Below are 19,269 nucleotides of genomic sequence, written 5' to 3' on the forward strand. Positions count from 1 at the left end.
GTTTCCGTTTCCGTTTCCGTTTCCACTCTGGACTCCCCCCATGAAATTCATCGATGAAGCAGTGATCAAGGTTATGGCCGGGGACGGTGGCAACGGCTGCATCAGCTTCCGTCGCGAGAAATTCATCCCCTTTGGCGGTCCGGACGGTGGCGATGGCGGTGGCGGGGGCTCGGTCTGGCTGGTGGCGGACGAGGGCCTCAACACCCTGATCGACTTTCGCCACCAGCGCAGCTTCAAGGCCCAGCGCGGTCAGAACGGCATGGGCAGCCAGATGTACGGCAAAGGCGGCGAGGACACCGTGGTGCGCGTGCCGATCGGCACGGTGGTCACCAACGTGGACACCGACGAAACCATCGGCGATCTCACCCAGCACGGTCAGCGCCTGCTGGTGGCCGAAGGCGGCAAGGGCGGCCTGGGCAACATCCACTTCAAGAGCTCGGTCAACCGCGCGCCACGCAAATCGACGCCCGGCGTGCCGGGCGAAGTGCGTGAGCTGAAGCTGGAGCTGAAGCTGCTGGCTGACGTCGGCCTGCTCGGTTTCCCCAACGCCGGCAAGTCCACCTTCATCCGTGCGGTATCGGCGGCGACGCCGCGGGTCGCCGACTACCCGTTCACGACGTTGCATCCCAACCTGGGCGTGGTCAGTCTGGGCACCGACCAGAGCTTCGTGATTGCCGATATCCCTGGCCTGATCGAGGGCGCAGCCGATGGCGCCGGCCTGGGCATCCAGTTTCTTCGGCACGTGTCGCGCACTCGCCTGCTGCTGCACATCGTGGACATGGCCCCGATCGACGGCACGGACCCGGTGGAGCAGGTGCACGCCATCGAGCAGGAGCTGCTCAAGTTCGACCCGCAGCTGCTCGAGCGGCCTCGGTGGCTGGTGATGAACAAGGCCGATGTGCTGCCGCAGGACGAACGCCAGGCCGCGGCCGAGGCGATCGTGCAGCGGCTCGAGTGGAAGCAGCCGTGGTTCGTGGTATCGGCGATCGCGCGGGAGAACACCCTGGCGGTCTGCCAGCAGGTTCAGCGCTTTTTCGAGTCGCAGCGCGAGGCCCGCGACGACCAGCGCCCGGACATGCTGCCGGGCGACGTCCGCCTGCGCGGCGAGGATCCGGCGCGCTGATCAGCCGCCGGGACTTTCCGTCCCCGGTTCCGGCCGGGGATCGGGATAAAATCCCAAGCCACAAAAAAGCCGGCGCATGCGCCGGCTTTTTCTTTCCAACCGAAGAGGGCGGGGCTTATGCCAGCTCGCGGATCTTCGCGTTGAGGCGGCTCTTGTGGCGAGCGGCCTTGTTCTTGTGGATCAGCCCGCGCGATGCGTAGCGATCCATCACCGGCTGGGCGGCGGCGAACGCTTCCACGGCAGCCGCCTTGTCCTTGGCCTCGATGGCCTTGACGACCTTCTTCAGGGCGGTGCGGACCATGGAGCGGGCGCTGACGTTGCGCAGGCGGCGCTGCTCGGACTGGCGCGCGCGCTTCTTCGCGGACTTGATGTTGGCCAAGGTAGAACTCCGGAAATACGTGTGTTGGAAAAAAGACGCGCAATTATGCGGTCAATGCTCTATGGCGTCAACCGCTTAGCGCGTGCTGGGTGAGTGCGTGCCGTGGGTGTGAACACCCGAAACCGGGCGAATCGGCGCGACCATCTCCGCTATTGTGCCACAAGCGTGCTGCCAACTCGCCCCCTTCGGCTGTCAGACTATGCGGCGCTTCCGCCCGCCGTGGCGGGTGCGCACGACCACCGCAGGAAGATCTCCGCCGCATGAAGTCCCCCAGCATGTTACGAGGGCTGCTGTCTTTCAGCAGCATGACCATGATTTCGCGCGTGCTCGGGCTGGTGCGCGACATGTCGATCAACGCGGCCTTCGGCGCAAACGCCGCGACCGATGCGTTCTGGGTGGCGTTCCGCATCCCCAACTTCATGCGCCGCCTGTTTGCCGAGGGTTCGTTCTCCACGGCGTTCGTGCCCGTGTTCACCGAAGTGAAGGAGCGCGGTACGCCTGCGCAGTTGAAGGAGCTGATGGGGCGGGTGGCGGGCACCCTGGGCGGCGTGCTGCTGGTGATCACCGCGCTCGGGATCATCTTCGCGCCGCAGGTGACGACGCTGTTCTCGCCCGGCGCGCTGGACGAGCCGCGCAAGTTCGAGCTCACGGTGCAACTGCTGCGGCTGACGTTCCCGTTCCTGCTGTTCGTCTCGCTGACCGCGCTGTCGGGGGGCGCACTGAACAGCTTCCACCGCTTCGGGCTGCCCGCACTGACGCCGGTGATCCTCAACCTGTGCATGATCGCCGGTGCCCTGTGGCTCGCGCCGCGCCTGCAGACGCCGATCCTGGCGATGGGCTGGGCCATCATGGCCGCGGGTGTGCTGCAGTTGCTGTTCCAGCTGCCGGCGTTGCACCAGCTGGGCCTGCTCACGCTGCCGCGATGGGGCTGGCGCCACCCCGAGGTGCGGCGGATCATGCGGCTGATGGTGCCGACCCTGTTCGGCTCGTCGGTCGCGCAGATCAATCTGCTGTTCGATACGGTGATCGCCTCGCTGCTGCTGGTCGGTTCGCAGAGCTGGCTGTCGCAGGCGGATCGTTTCCTCGAACTGCCGTTGGGCGTGTTCGGCGTGGCGCTGGGTACCGTGATCCTGCCCTCGCTGTCGCGCCACCACGTGACCACCGATCACGCCGGGTTCTCGCGCGCGCTGGACTGGGGGCTGCGGATCACGCTGCTGATCGCGGTGCCGGCGATGTTCGGGTTGATGCTGCTGGCCGAGCCGCTGGTGGCGACGCTGTTCCAGCACGGCCAGTTCACGGCATTCGACACGCGCATGGCGACGCTGTCGATCACTGCGCTCAGTTTCGGCCTGCCGGCGTTCGCGCTGGTCAAGGTGCTGCTGCCTGCCTTCTACGCCCGGCAGGACACGCGCACGCCGGTGAAGGCCGGGGTCGCGTCGCTGATCGCCAACATGGTGCTCAATGCGCTCTGCCTGGCCCTGCTGTTCTTCCTCTGGGCGACACCGGCACAGAAGCAGGGCCCGTGGCTGGAGGCGCTGGCACAGATTCCCGGCCTGCACATGGCGCTGGGGATGGCCAGCGCCGTCGCCAGCTACGTCAATCTCGGCCTGCTCTGGCGCTGGTTGCGTCGCAGCGGCGTCTATCAGCGCCAGCCGGGCTGGCTGGTCCACCTGATGCGGCTGGGGCTGGCCTGCGGCGTGATGATCGCGGTGCTGCTGGCGGGCCTGTGGCTCTGGCCGGACTGGACCGATGCACCGAAGTGGACGCGCGTGTGGCATCTGGCCGTGCTGGTGGGGGCGGGTGGCACCAGCTACCTCGCCAGTCTGTTTGTATGCGGTTTCCGCATGCGAGACCTTCGTGGCAGTTGACCCCCGGTCTGGCGCCGCGTGTCGGTGCCGGCGGGCGGGTCCAAGTGCCGGCGCGGGGCCGGTATACTGGCGCGATGATCAAGCTCTCAAGGGATGTCGCGGGCCCCTGTCTGGCTCAGCGCGGCACCGTCGTCGCGATCGGCGCCTTCGACGGCCTGCACCGTGGACACCAGGCTCTGCTGGCCCAGGTGCGCGACCGCGCGCAGGAGCTTCAGCTCGATCCGGTGGTGGTGAGCTTCGAGCCGTTGCCGCGAGCGTACTTTTCCAGCGAGCCGCTGCCACGGCTTTCCAGCGTCCGCGAGAAGCTGCTCGGTTTCGATGCTGCCGGCATGCAGCACGCGCTGCTGCTGCGGTTCAACGCTGCGCTGGCGGCGATGTCGGCCGAGGCATTCGTGCATCAGATCCTCGAGCAGCGCCTGGCCGCCCGTGAGGTGTGGGTAGGCGGCGACTTCCGCTTTGGCCATCGGCGCGCTGGCGACGTGGCCCTGCTTGAGCGGATGGGAGCAGACGGCGGTTTCGTGGCGCGCACCATGGCGCCGGTGCAGTTCGACGAACAGCGTGTTTCGGCCACCCGGGTGCGCGAGCTGCTGGCAGAGGGGAATTTTGCCGCCGCCGCGCCGCTGCTCGGACGGCCGTTCGTGATCGAAGGGAAGGTCGAATACGGCAAGCAGCTCGGACGTACGCTCGGCTATCCCACCGCCAACATCCACCTGCGCGAGCGGATCAGTCCGATCCACGGCATCTTCGCGGTACGGGTGGGGCTGGGCGAGGGCGAGTGCGCCTGGCCTGGCGTGGCCAGCCTCGGCGTGCGGCCCACCGTCAACGAGGTGGCCGAGCCGCTGCTGGAAGTGCACCTGTTCGATTTCGAGGGCGACCTGTACGGCCAGCGGATGGCGGTGGAGTTCGTCGGCAAGCTGCGGGACGAGCAGAAATTCGACGGGCTCGAGGCACTCACTGCGCAGATGGATCGCGACGCGCGCGCCGCGCGTGCGATGCTCGGCATGAACCCCGTGCTGGTGGGGGCGTGATGACCGTGCGCCGCAGCCCGCTCCGCCCGTGGTTCCTTCGCGCCGGGCTTGTTTCCGACGCCTTCATTATTAGCATCTGAGGTTCGACCGCGGCGTGCGCTGGCTGCACGCGCGGCCGGACCACGCAGATGACCGACCCGGAACGGCAGCACCTCCGGTGTGCATCAAACGACGGCAACCAAGGTTATGACCCAGGATTACAAGAGCACGATCAATCTGCCGCAGACGGATTTCCCGATGCGTGGCGACTTGCCCAGACGCGAGCCGACCTGGTTGGCCGAATGGGAGTCGATCGACCGCTACGCGCAGATCCAGGCGCATACCGCCGATCGCGACAAGGTGTTCGTCCTGCACGACGGTCCGCCGTACGCCAACGGCTCGATCCACATCGGTCACGCGGTCAACAAGATCCTCAAGGACATGACGGTCAAGTCCAAGCTGCTGGCCGGTCATCGCGCGCCGTACGTGCCGGGTTGGGACTGCCACGGGTTGCCGATCGAGATTGCGGTGGAGAAGAAATTCGGCAAGCCGGGCGACAAGCTCGACGCCCGCACCTTCCGCCAGAAGTGTCGCGAGTACGCGGCAAGCCAGGTCGAAGCGCAGCGCGCCGACTTCAAGCGCCTGGGCGTGCTGGGCGACTGGCAGCGGCCCTACCGCACGATGGACTTCAGCTACGAGGCCGACATGATCCGCGCGCTGGCGCGCATCGTCGCCAACGGGCACGTGGTGCGCGGCGCCAAGCCGGTCTACTGGTGCTTCGACTGCGGTTCGGCGCTGGCCGAAGCGGAAATCGAATACGCGGACAAGCAGTCGCCGGCGGTGGACGTGGCCTACGACGCCGCCGATGCCGGCGCCCTGGCCGGCGTCTTTGGTGCGGCCGCGGGTGACGCCATCGTGGCAGTCCCGATCTGGACCACCACGCCGTGGACACTGCCCTCGAGCCTGGCAGTCTCGCTGGGTGCAGACATCGAATACGCGCTGGTCGAAGGGCCGGAGCGGAACGGCAGGCGCGTGCTGCTGGTCATCGCCAGCGCCCTGGTCGAGCGCGCGCTGCAGCGCTACGGCGTGGATGAGCCGGTCGTGCTGGGACATGCGCGCGGCCAGGCACTGGAAGGTTTGAAACTCAAGCATCCGTTCTATTCGCGCGAAGTGCCGCTGATCCTGGGCGATCACGTCTCCGACGAAGACGGCACCGGTGCCGTCCACACGGCGCCCGATCACGGCGTGGAGGATTTCACCGTCTCGCGCCAGTACGGCATCGGCACCATCAACCTGGTCGACGGGCGCGGCCTCTATCGCGCCGATACGCCGCCGGTGGATGGCACCGCGCTGGCCGGGCAATACCTGTGGAAGGCGAACCCGGTGATCGTCGAGCTGCTGCGTGCGCGCGGCGTGCTGCTGGCCGGTGTCACCATCGAACATGCGTACCCGCACTGCTGGCGACACAAGACGCCGGTGATCTACCGCGCCACGCCGCAGTGGTTCATCGGCATGGAGCAGGCCGGCCTGCGTGCCACCGCACTGGCAGCCATCAAGGACGTGCGCTGGGTCCCGGGCTGGGGCGAGGAGCGCATTGCCGGCATGGTGGCCGGACGCCCGGACTGGTGCATCTCGCGCCAGCGCACCTGGGGCGTGCCGATCGCGCTGTTCGTGCACAAGTCGACCCACGAGCCGCATCCGGATTCCGTCGCCCTGCTCGAGCAGGTGGCCAGGCGGGTGGAGCAGGGCGGAGTCGATGCATGGTTCGAGCTGGATGCGGCCCAGTTGCTGGGCGATCAGGCGGCCGACTACGAGAAGGTCACCGATGTGCTCGACGTCTGGTTCGACTCCGGCGTGACGCACTTTGCGGTGATCGGCCAGCGTCCCGAGCTGCAACAGGGGGACGCCAGCGAGTACAAGGTGATGTATCTGGAGGGCTCCGACCAGCACCGCGGCTGGTTCCAGTCCTCGCTGCTCACCTCGGCGGCGATCCACGGCCGCGCGCCGTATGACGACGTGCTCACTCACGGCTTCACGGTCGATGCGTCGGGCCGCAAGATGTCCAAGTCGCTGGGCAACGTGGTGGCGCCGCAGAAGGTGATGGACACCCTCGGTGCCGACGTCTTGCGCCTGTGGGTGGCCTCGGCGGATTACCGCAACGAGATGACCGTCTCCGACGAGATCTTGAAGCGCGTCTCCGACAGCTACCGTCGCCTGCGCAACACGGCCCGCTTCCTGCTCGGCAATCTCGATGGCTTCGATCCGTCGCAGCATCTGGTGCCGGTGGAGGAGTCGCTGACTCTGGACCAGTGGGCCGTGCAGCAGGCCTATGACGTGCAGCAGGCGGTGGTGGCGGCCTACGAGCGCTACGATTTTCCCGAGGTGATCGCCCGCGTGCAGAACTTCTGCACCAACGAGCTGGGTGCGCTCTACCTGGACATCACCAAGGACCGGCTCTACACGATGCCGACCGACAGTCGCGGCCGGCGCAGCGCACAGAGCGCGATGTACCGGATCGCCGAGGCGATGGTGCGCTGGCTCGCGCCGGTGCTCAGCTTCACGGCCGAGGAAATCTGGCGGGCGCTGCCGGGCGAGCATGGCGAAACGGTGCTTTTCGAGACCTGGTACGACGGTCTGGCCGCTACCCAGTCTTCGCCGGAACAGCGCCGGTACTGGGCGGACCTGCTGCAGATTCGCGACAGTGCTTCGCGTGTGCTCGAGGGCATGCGCAAGGGCGAACAGATCGGAGCCGCGCTGGAGGCGCGGGTCACGCTGCATGTCGACGAGGCACTGCACGCGCGTTACGCCCCGGCGGCCGGCGAGTTGCGCTTCTTCTTCATCACCTCCGAACTCACCCTGGCGCCGCTGGCTCCGCGTCCCGACCAGGCGGCGAGGGTGGAGCTCGATGACGGCGAGGCCTGGGTGTCCGCGGACGTCAGCGACGCAACCAAGTGCGTACGCTGCTGGCATCGTCGCGACGATGTCGGCAGTCACCCCGCTCATCCGCAGTTGTGCGGTCGCTGCGTGGGCAATGTCGACGGTCCGGGCGAGGATCGCCGCTGGTTCTAGCCGATCGGTCAGCAGCTGCGGCTCTTCTTGCCCCTCCCCGCAAGGGAGAGGATCGATGTCGGGGCGGCTGCGCTGTCTTTTCTCTCCTCCGGGCTTCCCGCCTGCCCCCGACCCAACGACGCGCGAGGGTCGGCCCCTCATCCCAGCCCTCTCCTTGATCGGGAGAGGGAGTGAACCCACCAGACCGTGTGCCCATGATCTCCAAACCCAACGCACTTCCCTGGCTGACGCTGTCCGCTGCCGTCATCGCGCTCGATCAGCTGAGTAAATGGTGGGCGCTGGTCGCGCTGCAGCCTGCCGGCATGCCGCATCCGGTGATCCCGGGCCTGCTCGACTGGACGCTGGCGTTCAATACCGGCGCGGCCTTCAGTTTCCTCGCGCAGGGCTCAGGCTGGCAGCGCTGGTTCTTCGTGATCCTGGCGGTGGTGATCAGCGTCGTGCTGGTGGTGTGGCTTTCACGCACGGCGCGGAGGGACTGGCGCACGGCGATGCCGCTGGCTCTGATCATCGGCGGTGCCGCTGGCAACCTGATCGACCGGCTGCACGCGGCAGCGGTCACCGACTTCATCCACGTCTACTGGCGGCAGTGGAGCTACCCGGTATTCAACCTGGCCGATTGCGGCATCAGCGTGGGCGCCGTGATGCTGATCGTATTCGGCCTGCGCGCCAGCCGGCGCGAGGCCTGACCTGGCGGGGCGGCGTGCGATAATGCGCGCTCTCCCGCAGCAAGAGAACTCCGTGGACATCCTCCTCGCCAATCCCCGCGGCTTCTGTGCTGGCGTCGACCGCGCCATCGCCATCGTCGAGCGTGCGCTGGAGTCTTACGGCGCGCCGATCTACGTGCGTCACGAGGTGGTGCACAACCGTTACGTGGTGGACAAGCTGCGCGCCGACGGCGCCGTGTTCGTGGAAGAGCTGCACGAAGTGCCCGATGGCGCCACGGTGATTTTCAGCGCGCACGGGGTATCCCAGGCCGTGCGTGAAGAGGCCGACCAGCGTGCGCTCAAGGTATTCGACGCCACGTGCCCGCTGGTGACCAAGGTGCACATGGAGGTGGCCCGGCTCGGGCGGATCGGCCGCAGCGTAGTGCTGATCGGCCATGCCGGTCATCCGGAGGTGGAAGGCACGATGGGGCAGTGGAATGGCTCCAACGTGGGCGAGATCCTGCTGGTCGAATCCGTCGACCAGGTGTCCACGTTGCAGCCGTCTGCGCCGCACGAGCTCTCGTATGTCACACAGACCACGCTGTCGGTCGACGACACCAAGGCGATCATCGCGGCGCTGCGCGAGCGCTTTCCGGACATCGAAGGGCCGCGCAAGGACGACATCTGCTACGCCACGCAAAACCGCCAGGACGCGGTGCGTCGCCTGGCCGACGCGGTCGACCTGATGCTGGTAGTTGGCTCGGTCAACAGCTCCAACTCCAACCGCCTGCGCGAACTGGCGGAGAAACAGGGCGTTCGCTCGTTCCTCATCGACGGCGCCGAGCACATCCAGCGCGACTGGCTCGAGGGCGTGCAGCGGATCGGCGTTACTGCCGGCGCCTCGGCGCCGGACAAGCTGGTGCGGGACGTGATCGCACGGCTGCAGTCATGGGGGGCCGGACAGGTGCACGAGCTGGACGGCGAGCCGGAAACCATCACCTTCGCGCTGCCGAAGGAGTTGCGCCTGGGCGAGGGGCATTCGCAAATCAGCTGAGCTTTTTTTTGCCGGGCGCAAATGAAAAGGCCCGCATCGCTGCGGGCCTTTTCATTTGTCTGGTGCCGGAAATAGGAATCGAACCTACGACCTACGCATTACGAATGCGCCGCTCTACCAACTGAGCTATTCCGGCAAAGAGCCGCGAATTCTACGGCGCACCCGCCCGGCGCGCAAGCGCGACCGCCTCGCAGGAGCGCGTGCTCAAGTTGCCGGGGCTCCGGCCGTTAAGCCGGCAACCGGCTTCGTGCCCCACGCCATGGAGTGGCACCCAGAGAGCCCTTCGTTTTGTCCCCTTTCGCTACGCCCCATCGATGGCTTTGCGCCTGCCTGCTCGTGCTGGTCACGATTGGCCGGACCGCGGCGCAGCAGCAGGGCGTGCCGGCGCCCGGCTCCACCTTCGACGTGCTGGCCGATCAACTCGATCGCGACGAGCTGGTGATCGAGACCCAGCGCGAGGCGCTGCAGCTGCTGGACCGGCTCAAGGCCTTGGTGCCCGCTGGCGACGTGCGCCGGGAACTGCGCTACCGCTACCTCTATTGCATCATCGGGCTTGATTCGGACCCCGTCGGCGGGGTCGCCTATGCGGAGCACGGGCTGGCCGACGCGCGCCGCGCCGGTTACACCGAGGCGGAGATCAATTTCCATTTCTGCCGTGGCTCCAACCAGGAATCCCTCACCACGCCCCGCGACGCGCTCGCCGACTACAACGCGGCCATCGAGCTGGCCCGCCGCGACGAAAACACCCGGCTGGTCGCCGACGGCCTCACCTGGCGCGGATCGGTGCAATCGCTGCTGGGCGAGCACGCGCTGGCGCTGGTCGATTTTCTCGAGGCGCAGAACTTCTACGACAGTTCGGGTGTGCCGATCGAAAGCGACCAGAACCTGTTCAATATCGCGGTAGCGTACCGGCGGCTGGGGCAGCAGGCGGAAGCACGGCAATACCTGCGCAGGCTGATGCAGCAGGGCGTCGAGCGCAACGACATCGGGCAGCAGATGGCCGCGCACATGCAGCTGGGTTTTCTGGACGCCGAGGCGGCGGGGGATCAGCTGCCGGCGGCCCGCGCGCACTTTGATCGCGCGCTGGCCATGGCGCAGAAGATCGACAGCCAGGCCGCGCAAGGCTCCGCGCACCTGGCGCTGGCGCAGGTGCTCAACCAAGCCGGGGATTTCCGTGCCGCGCTGGCGCAACTGGACGCCGCGCGGACCAACCTGCAAGCCACGGGCGATCACTCCGACGGCGACATGCTGGCCTTGCAGGCGGGGGAGGCGCACGCGGGGCTGGGTGACCACGTGCAGGCGCTGGAAGATTACGCGCGGGCAGAGGCATTCCTGCAGAAGAGCGGCAACCTCCGTTACCTGGCCGATCTGCTCGAGCACCGGTCGCTCAGCTACGAAGCGCTGGGCAAGCCGGAGCAGGCGCTCGCGGACATGCGGCACATGGTGAAGGTACATGCGGTGCTGGACCGCAAGGCGCGCTCCAACAGCACCACGCTGCTGAGCTACCAGTTCGATACCGCCCGGCGCGAACGGGAAAACCGCAAGCTGGAAGCGGACCGCGCCCTGCGCGAAGAACAAGTGGCGGCATTGCAGCGGGTGCGCCGCTGGCAGCGCCTGGCACTGGCGATGGGTGCGGTGCTGATCCTGCTGCTGACCTGGCTCGCGCTGCGCCAGTTGCGGCGCTCGCGACGGCTGCACCGCATGGCGATGACCGATCCGCTGACCGGCGTGGCCAATCGGCGGCGGCTGGCGCAGCTTGGCCAGCTTGCGCTGGAGCACGCGCGCGGCATGGGTGAGCCGTTGTCGCTGATTGCCTTGGACGTGGACCACTTCAAGCGTGTCAACGACAGCTACGGGCATCCGGTCGGTGACCAGGTACTGATACGGCTTGCGGCAGTTTGCCAGCACGCGTTGCGTCAGGTGGACCACCTGGGCCGGATGGGTGGCGAGGAGTTCGTGGTGATCCTGCCGGGTTCGGACGCGGCAGCGGCCTGCCTGGTGGCCGAACGTCTGCGGCGGGAAGTCCGCGCGCTGGCATTGAACGACCTGGCTCCGGGCCTGACCGTGTCGATCAGCCTGGGCGTCGCCGAAGCCGAGCCGACGGATGCCGACCTGGAGCAGCTGATCGCGCGCGCCGACGAGGCGCTCTATCGCGCCAAGGACCATGGCCGCAACCGGGTGGATGTGGCCGCGGCCTGAGACGGCGCACTGATCGGCAGGTGACCGTCGTCACGTTGTTGCGGGCCCTGCCGACCGTTCGTCGGCAAAATCCAACCGCCCGTCGCTGTCGCCAGGCCCGTGGGCCGTGGTCCTGTTTACCCTGTCACGGGAGCATGGGGAGTAAGGGTATGCACGTCTCGTCGCGGCAGCGGGGTGTCTCGCTGATCGAGGTCATGGTTGCGGTGCTGATTTTCAGCATCGGCATTCTCGGGCTTGCGTTGTTGCAGGCCAAGGGCGCCCAGTTCACCAAGGAATCGGGATCGCGCACCGCGGCCATCATCCAGGCGCGCAGCCTGGCTGACGCCATGCGGGCGAACCCGGCCGGCGCCCGGCCCGCCGACGGCTCCGACAGTCTGTACCTGTACGACGGCAACACCGCCTTCACCCAGGCCGACTGCGAAACCACCGACCTGTCCACGCCGGCCAAGATCGCCGATCGCGACCTGGCGTGCTGGGTGTTGAGCGTGAGCCGCGCGATCCCCGCCCCGCCCAGCGGCGTGAAGCTGGCGACTGTCACCAAGGACGCCAGCCTCGGCACGCTCACCGTCACCGTGGCATGGAACGGCGTGGCTGATGTCGGCGGAACCAGCGACCAGTCCTACAGCTTCAGCTACCTGCCATGAGCGAGCCGTCGATGCGCATCCGATTCCGCCGCGAACGCGGCTTCTCCCTGATCGAGCTGATGATCGCGCTGGTGCTGGGTCTGGTGGTCGTGGGCGGCATCATCACCGTGCTGCTGGCGAGCAAGAAGTCCTACCAGCTGCAGCAGGGCAACAACTTCAACCAGCAGACGCTCCGCTTTGGCGTCTCGCAGCTCGACTGGTCGATGCGCATGGCCGACTTCTGGGGCGGCGTGAAGCGCACCAATATCACCGGTTCGCCCTCCACCAGCGGCCTGGGCGGCAGCGGTGACTGCGATGCGGCATGGGTGCTGCTCGACCAGGGCGTCTACGGCTACGACGGCGACGACACCTTTCCCATCTCCGGCTGCGTAGACGACGACAACTACGTCGCCGGTTCGGATGTGATCGTGGTGCGCTACGGCGACACCCACGGCTACTCGCCCAGCGCCGCAAGCAGTGCCGGCACGCCGTACACGTCGGCCACTATCCCCAACCGCACGAGCCTGTTCGTGGTGTCCGGGGTCGGTCAGCAGGGTTACCTGTTCCGCAGTGGCGAGACGCCGCCGTCGCCTCCGCTGGGCGTCAACGTGGGTCGCTACGTGTACCCGTATCAACTCGAGATGTATTACCTGCGCCCCTGCAGCGACCCGGGCGCGAATGGTGTTTGCGGGGACGCCGATGACGGCGACGCCGCTGATCGCACTCCCACACTGGTGCGCATGCGCATGGACGACAGCGGTGCGCTGGTCTCGGAGCCACTGGTGGATGGCATCGAGCAGATGCAGTTCCAGTATGCGGTGAATACTGCAACCAACGGTACATACCAGCCGGGTGCGTTCGTGGCCGCATCGACCCTCGACGACACCGCCTGGAAAAACGTCATCGCGGTGCGGGCCAGCATCGTGGCGCGCTCCAAGACGCGTGACGTCAGCCTGCCCCAGACGGGCACATTCGCCCTGTCTGACCATTGCAGCTACAGCATCTCGGCCACCGGCGCCATCACCTTTCCGACGCTGGCCGCGGGCAACCTGTGTGAAAAGACCCCTGTCAGCGGCTTCGGCACCCGGCCTCAGCAGTTCACCCGCACGGCAACCAGCAACGTGATCCAGATCCGCAACCGAGTGAGGGGCTGAGCGTGCACATTCGCCTGACTGGAAAAAATCGGCAGCGTGGCGTGGCGCTGTTCGTCGGCCTCGTGTTCCTGGTGGTGCTTTCATTGGTGGCGATCATGGCCATGAAGGGCACCCTGATCGAAATGCGCATGGGCACCAGCAGCGCCCGCCACGAGCAGGCGTTCGAGGTGTCCGAGACGCTGCGCGGCGTGCCGGTAGCGCTGTTCGACGAACACGTCTTCCAGCGGGGCTGGCCGACCGAGCTTGGCGGCACCCTGCCGGATTCGGACTTCGACTACCAGAGCAGGTTTTCTTCGGACTTGCTGGACGCCTTCAGCGCCGGCCTCAAGGACGATTGCAGCGGTAGCGCGACGCTGCTGTATGGACAGTTGCAGACTTGCGGCACGCCGGAGGTTCTCTACGACCCCAGCACCTGGCACACCGACCTGCAGCTGGCGATCTGCGACGTCTCCTCGTCCAGCTGCAGCGCCGACGTCACCTCCGCGGTCAGCGTGGTGCCGGACGGCCAGGTCCTGAACGCCGGGGCGGGCGGTGCACAGTCGGCGGGTTACCGCGGGCTCGGCGTAGGCTCCGCCGGCGGCGGCGCAAGCATGTATTTCGAAATCAAGAGCATCGGCAGCGTGCCGGGCAACGGCGTCGCCACGACGCACTCCCAGTATCGCCAAACCATTCGCAACTGATCAGCGGCAGGTCTTTCCATGAGCATCGTCAAACTGCATCGTCAAGGTCTGCTGGCCGGTCTGCTGGTCGTCTGCGCAGCGGGCTTCTCGCTGCCGGCACCGGTGGCGGCCACCGCCATTTCCGCCGCCAATCAGCAGGCAGGCGCATACGCGCTGGATCCTCCGCTGGGCACGGCCGGTGCCGCTCCGCTGGTGATGTTGAACATCTCCCGCGACCAGGCGCTGTTCTTCAAGGCGTACAACGACTTCAGCGACTTGAACAACGACGGCACGCTGGAGACGACCTACACCGATTCGATCGACTACGCCGGCTACTTCGATCCGAAGAAGTGCTACAGCTACTCGTCGAGCGACGGCTACTTCTCGCCGGACTCGCTCGCCACCGGCACCAATCTGCACTACTGCACCGACAAGTTCTCCGGCAACTTCCTCAACTGGGCGTCGATGACGCGCATGGACGAATTGCGCAAGATTTTGTACGGCGGCAAGCGCTCGACCGACACGGACAGCCTGACGGTGCTGGAGCGGGCCTATCTGCCCACCGACGCCCACTCGTTCGCCAAGTTCTACGATGGCTCGGACATGAGCAGCCTGGTGCCGTCGGCGTACGTGGGCAACACCGCGGCCCCTACCGGCACCGCGAGCAAGGCGGACACCACCGCGGCGATCACCGAGAACAGCACCGACTACGTGCGTTGGGAGGTGAAGAACCTTTCTTCTTCGGTGGCGGCGACGGTCGGTGATCAGCTGAAGTTCACCGACGCCAACGGGGGCAGCACGCCGTTCACCGTGATCACCGGCGTGCGCGATTTCAATAACAGCAATCCGCGCGTGCGGCTGGAGAATGGCCAGTTCTTCAACACCACCTGCAGTGGCCTGAGCGGCATTGGGGCCAACGACTGCCTCAAGCAGCTCAAGGACGTCACCAGCTGGAAGGTCGTCAACCTGAGCCGTACCGGCCTCACCATCTGCAACACCACGGTGCAGGGTGGCTCGGACAAGGCGTCGCAGAACAATACTGCCCCCCCGCTGATGCGCCTGACCAAGGGCAACTACGCGCTGTGGGGCGCCAACGAGCAGAAGCAGTGCCTGTGGAAGTCCGAGAAGAGCAACTCGCAGAGCGGCTTCGTCAACGGATTTCTGAGCAACGGCAATCGAGCGGCTTTCTCCGGCGTTCCCGCCTCGGCGGAGAATCCTGTTGAGGCAACCACGTTCAACGCGCGCGTGAAGGTCTGCGTGAGCGGACTCATCGGCACCGAGAACTGCAAGCAGTATCCGGACGCCAACAACACCAACAACCCCTACAAGCCGACGGGACTGCTGCAGAAGTACGGCGAAAGTGGCGACATCAAGTTCGGGCTGGTGACGCCCAGCTACGACAAGAACGTGTCCGGCGGCGTGCTGCGTGCGGCGTTGCCGGGACCTGGCACCAACTCTGGCAATTTCATCAGCAGCGAGATCAGCCCTACCACCGGACAGAAGACCGGCAACGCCGGCATCATCTCCACGCTGGACAAGCTGCGCATCTACGGCTACCGCTACGATCAGGGCGATAGTTACGAATCCGACGACGGCTGCCCGTACCAGAAGACCGGCATTGCCGGCGGCGGTACCTCCGATGTCACCGAGGGCAAGTGCTCGTCCTGGGGCAATCCCATGGCCGAAAGCTATGTGGAGACGCTGCGCTATCTGGCGCACCGCACCGCCAACACCAACTTCATCCCCGGTACGTCGGGCAAGGATGCCGCGCTGGGCCTGAGCGTGGCGACCTGGAACGATCCGATCAGCGAAGCCAACTACTGTGCCGCACTGAACGTGCTGAACATCAACGCCAGTGCCATCAGCTACGACACCGACCAGCTCGGCGGCTTCGCCGATCTCTCCACCGGCAAGACCGCGGTTCAGTGGACCAATGCGGTGGGCAACGGAGAGGGCATCACGGGCAAGTCGTGGTTCGTCGGCAACAGCAGCAGCAGTTACACCGGCACCGACACCAACCTGTGCTCGGCCAAGACCGTCGCCAACTTCGGCGATGTGCTCGGTCTGTGCCCGGAGGTGCCTGCGCTGAAGGGCGGCTATGACATCGCTGGCGCCGCCTACGGCGCGCATATCAAGCGCATCCGCGATCTGGGCAACAACTCCGACGGCAATCCGATCGTGCCGACCGACGACCGGACCTCGCTGCGCGTGAGCACCTTTGGTGTGCAGCTGGCCACCAACACGCCGCAGATCCGCGTTCAGGTGCCCGGCAGCACCAACAAGTTCATCACCATCATTCCGGCCTATCGCCTTGTGCTCGGCAGCGGCGTGGGCGGCGGCGAGCTGGTGGACTTCAAGGTGTTGTCGCAGAGCAGCGACGGCACCACCGCGCGTGGCACCTTCTACGCCAACTGGGAAGACAGCTTTGCCGGTGGCGACTTCGACCAGGACATGTGGGGCATCATCACCTACGAGATCACCGCGTCCAAGGTGAAGATCACCACCAAGCCCGTCTCCGCGTCCACCAACAACGGCCAGGGCTTCGGCTACATCATCAACGGCACCAACAAGGACGGCCCGCACTTCCACTCGGGCATCTACTCGTTCAACTACACCGATCCGACCAACATCGACGTGTACAACGCCGCCGGTACCAAGATCAACGGCACCGGCAACATCAATGCGTCCGGTGGCTGCGTCAGCTGCGTGGTCAGCAATCCGGCCACCACCGCGATCTATGACGTCGGCAGCACTTCTGCTGGCGTACTGGAGGATCCGCTGCTCTACGCCTCCAAGTGGGGCGGTTTCAAGGTGGACACCAACAAGCCGGACGGCACCGATACGCCGGCCAACGATGCCAATAGTGCCGACCACACCAAGTGGGACGCCGATGGCGACGGCATTCCGGACAATTACTTCCTGGTCACCGACCCGGGCAAGCTGGAAACCTCGCTCGACACGCTGTTCCGCAAGATCCTCGCGAAGATCGCCTCGGGTACGGCCGCCGCGGTGGTGGCTACCAGCAGCAACGGCGTGGGCCTCACGTACCAGGCGCTGTACGAGCAGCAGCACAAGGATGACAGCGGGCGCGTGGCCAGTTGGGCCGGCTCGCTGGCCGGTTTCTGGACCGATGCGGCGGGCTACCTGCGCGAGGACGCCAATCACAACTACCAGCTCGACGATTACACGGTCGACCCGGTGGTGATCTTCTCGTACCAGTCCGGTGCACAGAAGACGATCGTCAATCGCTACTTCAGCGATGACCCGGACGTCTTCAACATGGGCACGGCGATCCCGGTCGACCTCGATCAGGTCAATACGGTGTGGAATGCGCGCGACTGGTTGTGGAGCCCCACCCTCAAGGTCAACACCAATCGCTCGTACACTGCCGCCGCAACCAACGCCAGCACGACCGCAGGCGGCCGCTACATCTTCACGTGGATCGACAAGAACCACGATGGCAAGGTGGATACCGGCGAGTCGGTGCCGTTCGAGTGGTCGAGCTTCAGCGGCACCTACACCAATCCCGTCAGCGGCAAGACCGACCAGCTCTACCGGTTCCTCAATTCCGACGATGGCGCCACCAACGGCGAGGCCAACAAGCTGGTCAAGTGGATCCGCGGCGCCGAAGTGACTGGCCTGCGCAACCGCACCGTCGACTACAACACCGCCAACACCAATCGCATCCTGCGGCTGGGTGACATCATCAACTCGACCCCCCTGGCGGTCAGCACCCCGGCGGAGTCCTACGACCTGCTCTACAACGACACCACCTACGCGTCGTTCCGCAACACCTACCGCAATCGCCGCCAGGTAATCTACGTCGGTGCGAACGACGGCATGATCCATGCCTTCAACGGTGGCTTCTACAACACCAGTTGCCAGCGCCTGACCACGCGCACGGACTCGGCCGTCTGCTCCACCAGCAGTCCCAACACCACGGCCAACCTCACCGGAACCCAGACGGCCCATCCGCTGGGCGCCGAGCTGTGGGCCTACGTGCCGGGCAACCTGCTGCCGCACCTGCGCTGGCTGGCGGATCCGAACTACCAGCACGTCTACTACGCCGACGGCAGCCCGATCGCGTTCGACGCCAAGGTGTGGGGATCGGGCGACACGACCCACGTCGGGGGTTGGGGCACCATCATGGTGGTGCCGTTCCGTCTCGGTGGCGGCACCATCACCGTGAACGCTTCCAACAACAGCACGGACAACATCACCTCCGAATCGGCTTACGTGGTGATGGACATCACCAATCCCGAGGCAGCCCCGACCGTGCTGGCCGAAATCCGGGCCACTGGCGCACGCTCGGTGTCGGTCCCTGCAGTCGTGGTCGTGCGCCAGGCGTCCTCCGGTTCGCCGAACAAGTTCTTCCTCGCGGTCGGCAACGGTCCGACCAATGCCACCCGGGTCGCGTCGTCCAATCCGCTCAGTGTCAAGATCTACGACGTGGCTGATCTCAAGAACGGCACCGTGTCGGTCAAGCGCACGTTCAACATGCAGACCGACTCGGCTGCGGGTGGCGCCGAGGCCGTGAGCAGCTTCGCGGGCGACCTGATCGCTTCCGACTACGATCTGAACGGTCTGGCCGAAAGCCTGTACTTCGGGAGCGTGCGGGATGGCGGCACGGACGAATTCGGTGGCGCGTTCTGGAAGATCGCCGTCAACGGCGATCCGGATCCGACCAACTGGACCGCGACCGAAATGCTCAGCCTGAAGAACGTCACGCCACCGGTGACCGGCGACATCGGTCGCCCGGTGACCGTGCGTCCCACGCTGGGCCGCAACAACCGCGGCGCTCCGATGGTGTTCTTCGGTACCGGTCGCCTGTTCAACACCAACGACAAGGCGACCTCGGGCCAGCAGCGCATCTACGGCGTGATCGACACCTCGCTGCTGAGCACCTCCGACGCGCAGTACAGCACGGCGCCGGTGCCAGGGGACAAGGTCGTTGATGTCACCAACATCGACGTGTTCACCGACAAGTCCATCACCGGATCGTCCGATGCCACCACGTTCGACGAGTTGAGCAACCTGTTCGACACGACGAACTACCTCGGCTGGTACCGCGACCTGGCGGTCTCCGGCACCAACCCGTCCGAGCGCGTGGTCAGTTCGCAGACCCTGCTGGGCAGCGTGCTGCTGACCAATACCTACGTGCCGGGTACGTCGATCTGCACCGGCCTGGGTACCTCGTCGATCTTCGGCCTCAACTACAAGACCGGTACCGCGGACCCTGGGCTCACCTTCTTCGGTACCTCCCCGAGCGGTGGCAAGGACATGGTCAACCCGTCCCAGAGCCTGGGGCAGGGCCTGCCGGCGCCGCCGAGCCTGCACCTGGGCAGCACCGACAACTCCGGCGGCAAGAAGGTGACCGCGTGCATCCAGACGTCCACCGGCGCCATCATCTGCAAGGACATCGTGACCCTCACCCCGGTGACGAGCAGCGAACAGTCCTGGCGTGAACCCATTGAAAACTGAGGATCCAGG

The 19,269-nt window shown here is 66.1% G+C and carries 12 protein-coding genes and 1 tRNA gene; 11 read left to right on the forward strand and 2 right to left on the reverse strand.

The features are described from left to right. The first annotated feature begins 40 nt into the window (after positions 1-40). Complete coding sequence (gene cgtA, locus VFG40_RS12465; RefSeq protein ID WP_324897918.1) at positions 41-1,123, forward strand: Obg family GTPase CgtA; 1,083 nt, start codon at positions 41-43, stop codon at positions 1,121-1,123. Between the two features lie 115 nt (positions 1,124-1,238). On the opposite strand, the gene rpsT is transcribed toward cgtA, so the two are convergent. Then, complete coding sequence (gene rpsT / locus VFG40_RS12470) at positions 1,239-1,502, reverse strand: 30S ribosomal protein S20 (protein ID WP_074551575.1); 264 nt, start codon at positions 1,500-1,502, stop codon at positions 1,239-1,241. A gap of 260 nt (positions 1,503-1,762) precedes the next feature. Between rpsT and murJ the strand changes: the two genes are divergently transcribed. From murJ to ispH, 5 genes are all read left to right on the forward strand, one after another. Continuing rightward, on the forward strand, positions 1,763-3,370 hold the full coding sequence (murJ, locus tag VFG40_RS12475; protein ID WP_324897922.1) for a murein biosynthesis integral membrane protein MurJ: 1,608 nt from the start codon (positions 1,763-1,765) through the stop codon (positions 3,368-3,370). A gap of 74 nt (positions 3,371-3,444) precedes the next feature. Continuing rightward, positions 3,445-4,398 (forward strand): bifunctional riboflavin kinase/FAD synthetase, encoded by a 954-nt coding sequence (locus tag VFG40_RS12480; protein ID WP_324897924.1) that lies wholly within the window; start codon positions 3,445-3,447, stop codon positions 4,396-4,398. Positions 4,399-4,584: 186 nt separating this feature from the next. Beyond that, entirely contained in the window at positions 4,585-7,446 is a 2,862-nt protein-coding gene (gene ileS, locus VFG40_RS12485) for an isoleucine--tRNA ligase (RefSeq protein WP_324897927.1), read from the forward strand. A gap of 194 nt (positions 7,447-7,640) precedes the next feature. Next, positions 7,641-8,132: a signal peptidase II gene (gene lspA, locus VFG40_RS12490; RefSeq protein ID WP_324897929.1), complete on the forward strand. Its 492-nt coding sequence runs from the start codon at positions 7,641-7,643 to the stop codon at positions 8,130-8,132. 52 nt (positions 8,133-8,184) lie between these two features. Next, the gene (gene ispH, locus VFG40_RS12495) at positions 8,185-9,144 is read left to right on the forward strand and encodes a 4-hydroxy-3-methylbut-2-enyl diphosphate reductase (RefSeq protein WP_324897931.1); all 960 of its coding nucleotides are present in this window, start codon (positions 8,185-8,187) and stop codon (positions 9,142-9,144) included. Positions 9,145-9,204: 60 nt separating this feature from the next. Here ispH and VFG40_RS12500 read toward each other — a convergent pair. Beyond that, positions 9,205-9,280 (reverse strand) — tRNA-Thr (locus tag VFG40_RS12500). A gap of 200 nt (positions 9,281-9,480) precedes the next feature. On the opposite strand from VFG40_RS12500, the gene VFG40_RS12505 reads away from it, so the two are divergent. The 5 genes from VFG40_RS12505 to VFG40_RS12525 all read left to right on the forward strand — a co-directional run bounded on the left by VFG40_RS12505 (position 9,481) and on the right by VFG40_RS12525 (position 19,260). Continuing rightward, positions 9,481-11,343: a diguanylate cyclase gene (locus VFG40_RS12505; protein WP_324897933.1), complete on the forward strand. Its 1,863-nt coding sequence runs from the start codon at positions 9,481-9,483 to the stop codon at positions 11,341-11,343. Between the two features lie 149 nt (positions 11,344-11,492). After that, positions 11,493-11,987: a type IV pilus modification protein PilV gene (gene pilV, locus VFG40_RS12510; RefSeq protein ID WP_324897935.1), complete on the forward strand. Its 495-nt coding sequence runs from the start codon at positions 11,493-11,495 to the stop codon at positions 11,985-11,987. Continuing rightward, the gene (locus VFG40_RS12515; protein ID WP_324897937.1) at positions 11,984-13,120 is read left to right on the forward strand and encodes a PilW family protein; all 1,137 of its coding nucleotides are present in this window, start codon (positions 11,984-11,986) and stop codon (positions 13,118-13,120) included. The genes pilV and VFG40_RS12515 overlap by 4 nt, the downstream gene beginning before the upstream one ends. 2 nt (positions 13,121-13,122) lie before the next feature. Next, positions 13,123-13,800, forward strand: a complete 678-nt coding sequence (locus tag VFG40_RS12520; protein WP_324897939.1) for a PilX N-terminal domain-containing pilus assembly protein — start codon at positions 13,123-13,125, stop codon at positions 13,798-13,800. Positions 13,801-13,818: 18 nt separating this feature from the next. Next, a complete protein-coding gene (locus tag VFG40_RS12525) occupies positions 13,819-19,260 on the forward strand; it encodes a pilus assembly protein (protein WP_324897941.1) in 5,442 nt (1,813 codons plus the stop codon). Positions 19,261-19,269: the final 9 nt, after the last annotated feature.

It is taken from the genome of Dyella sp. (assembly GCF_035685805.1).
In the GTDB taxonomy this organism is placed as follows: domain Bacteria; phylum Pseudomonadota; class Gammaproteobacteria; order Xanthomonadales; family Rhodanobacteraceae; genus Dyella_A.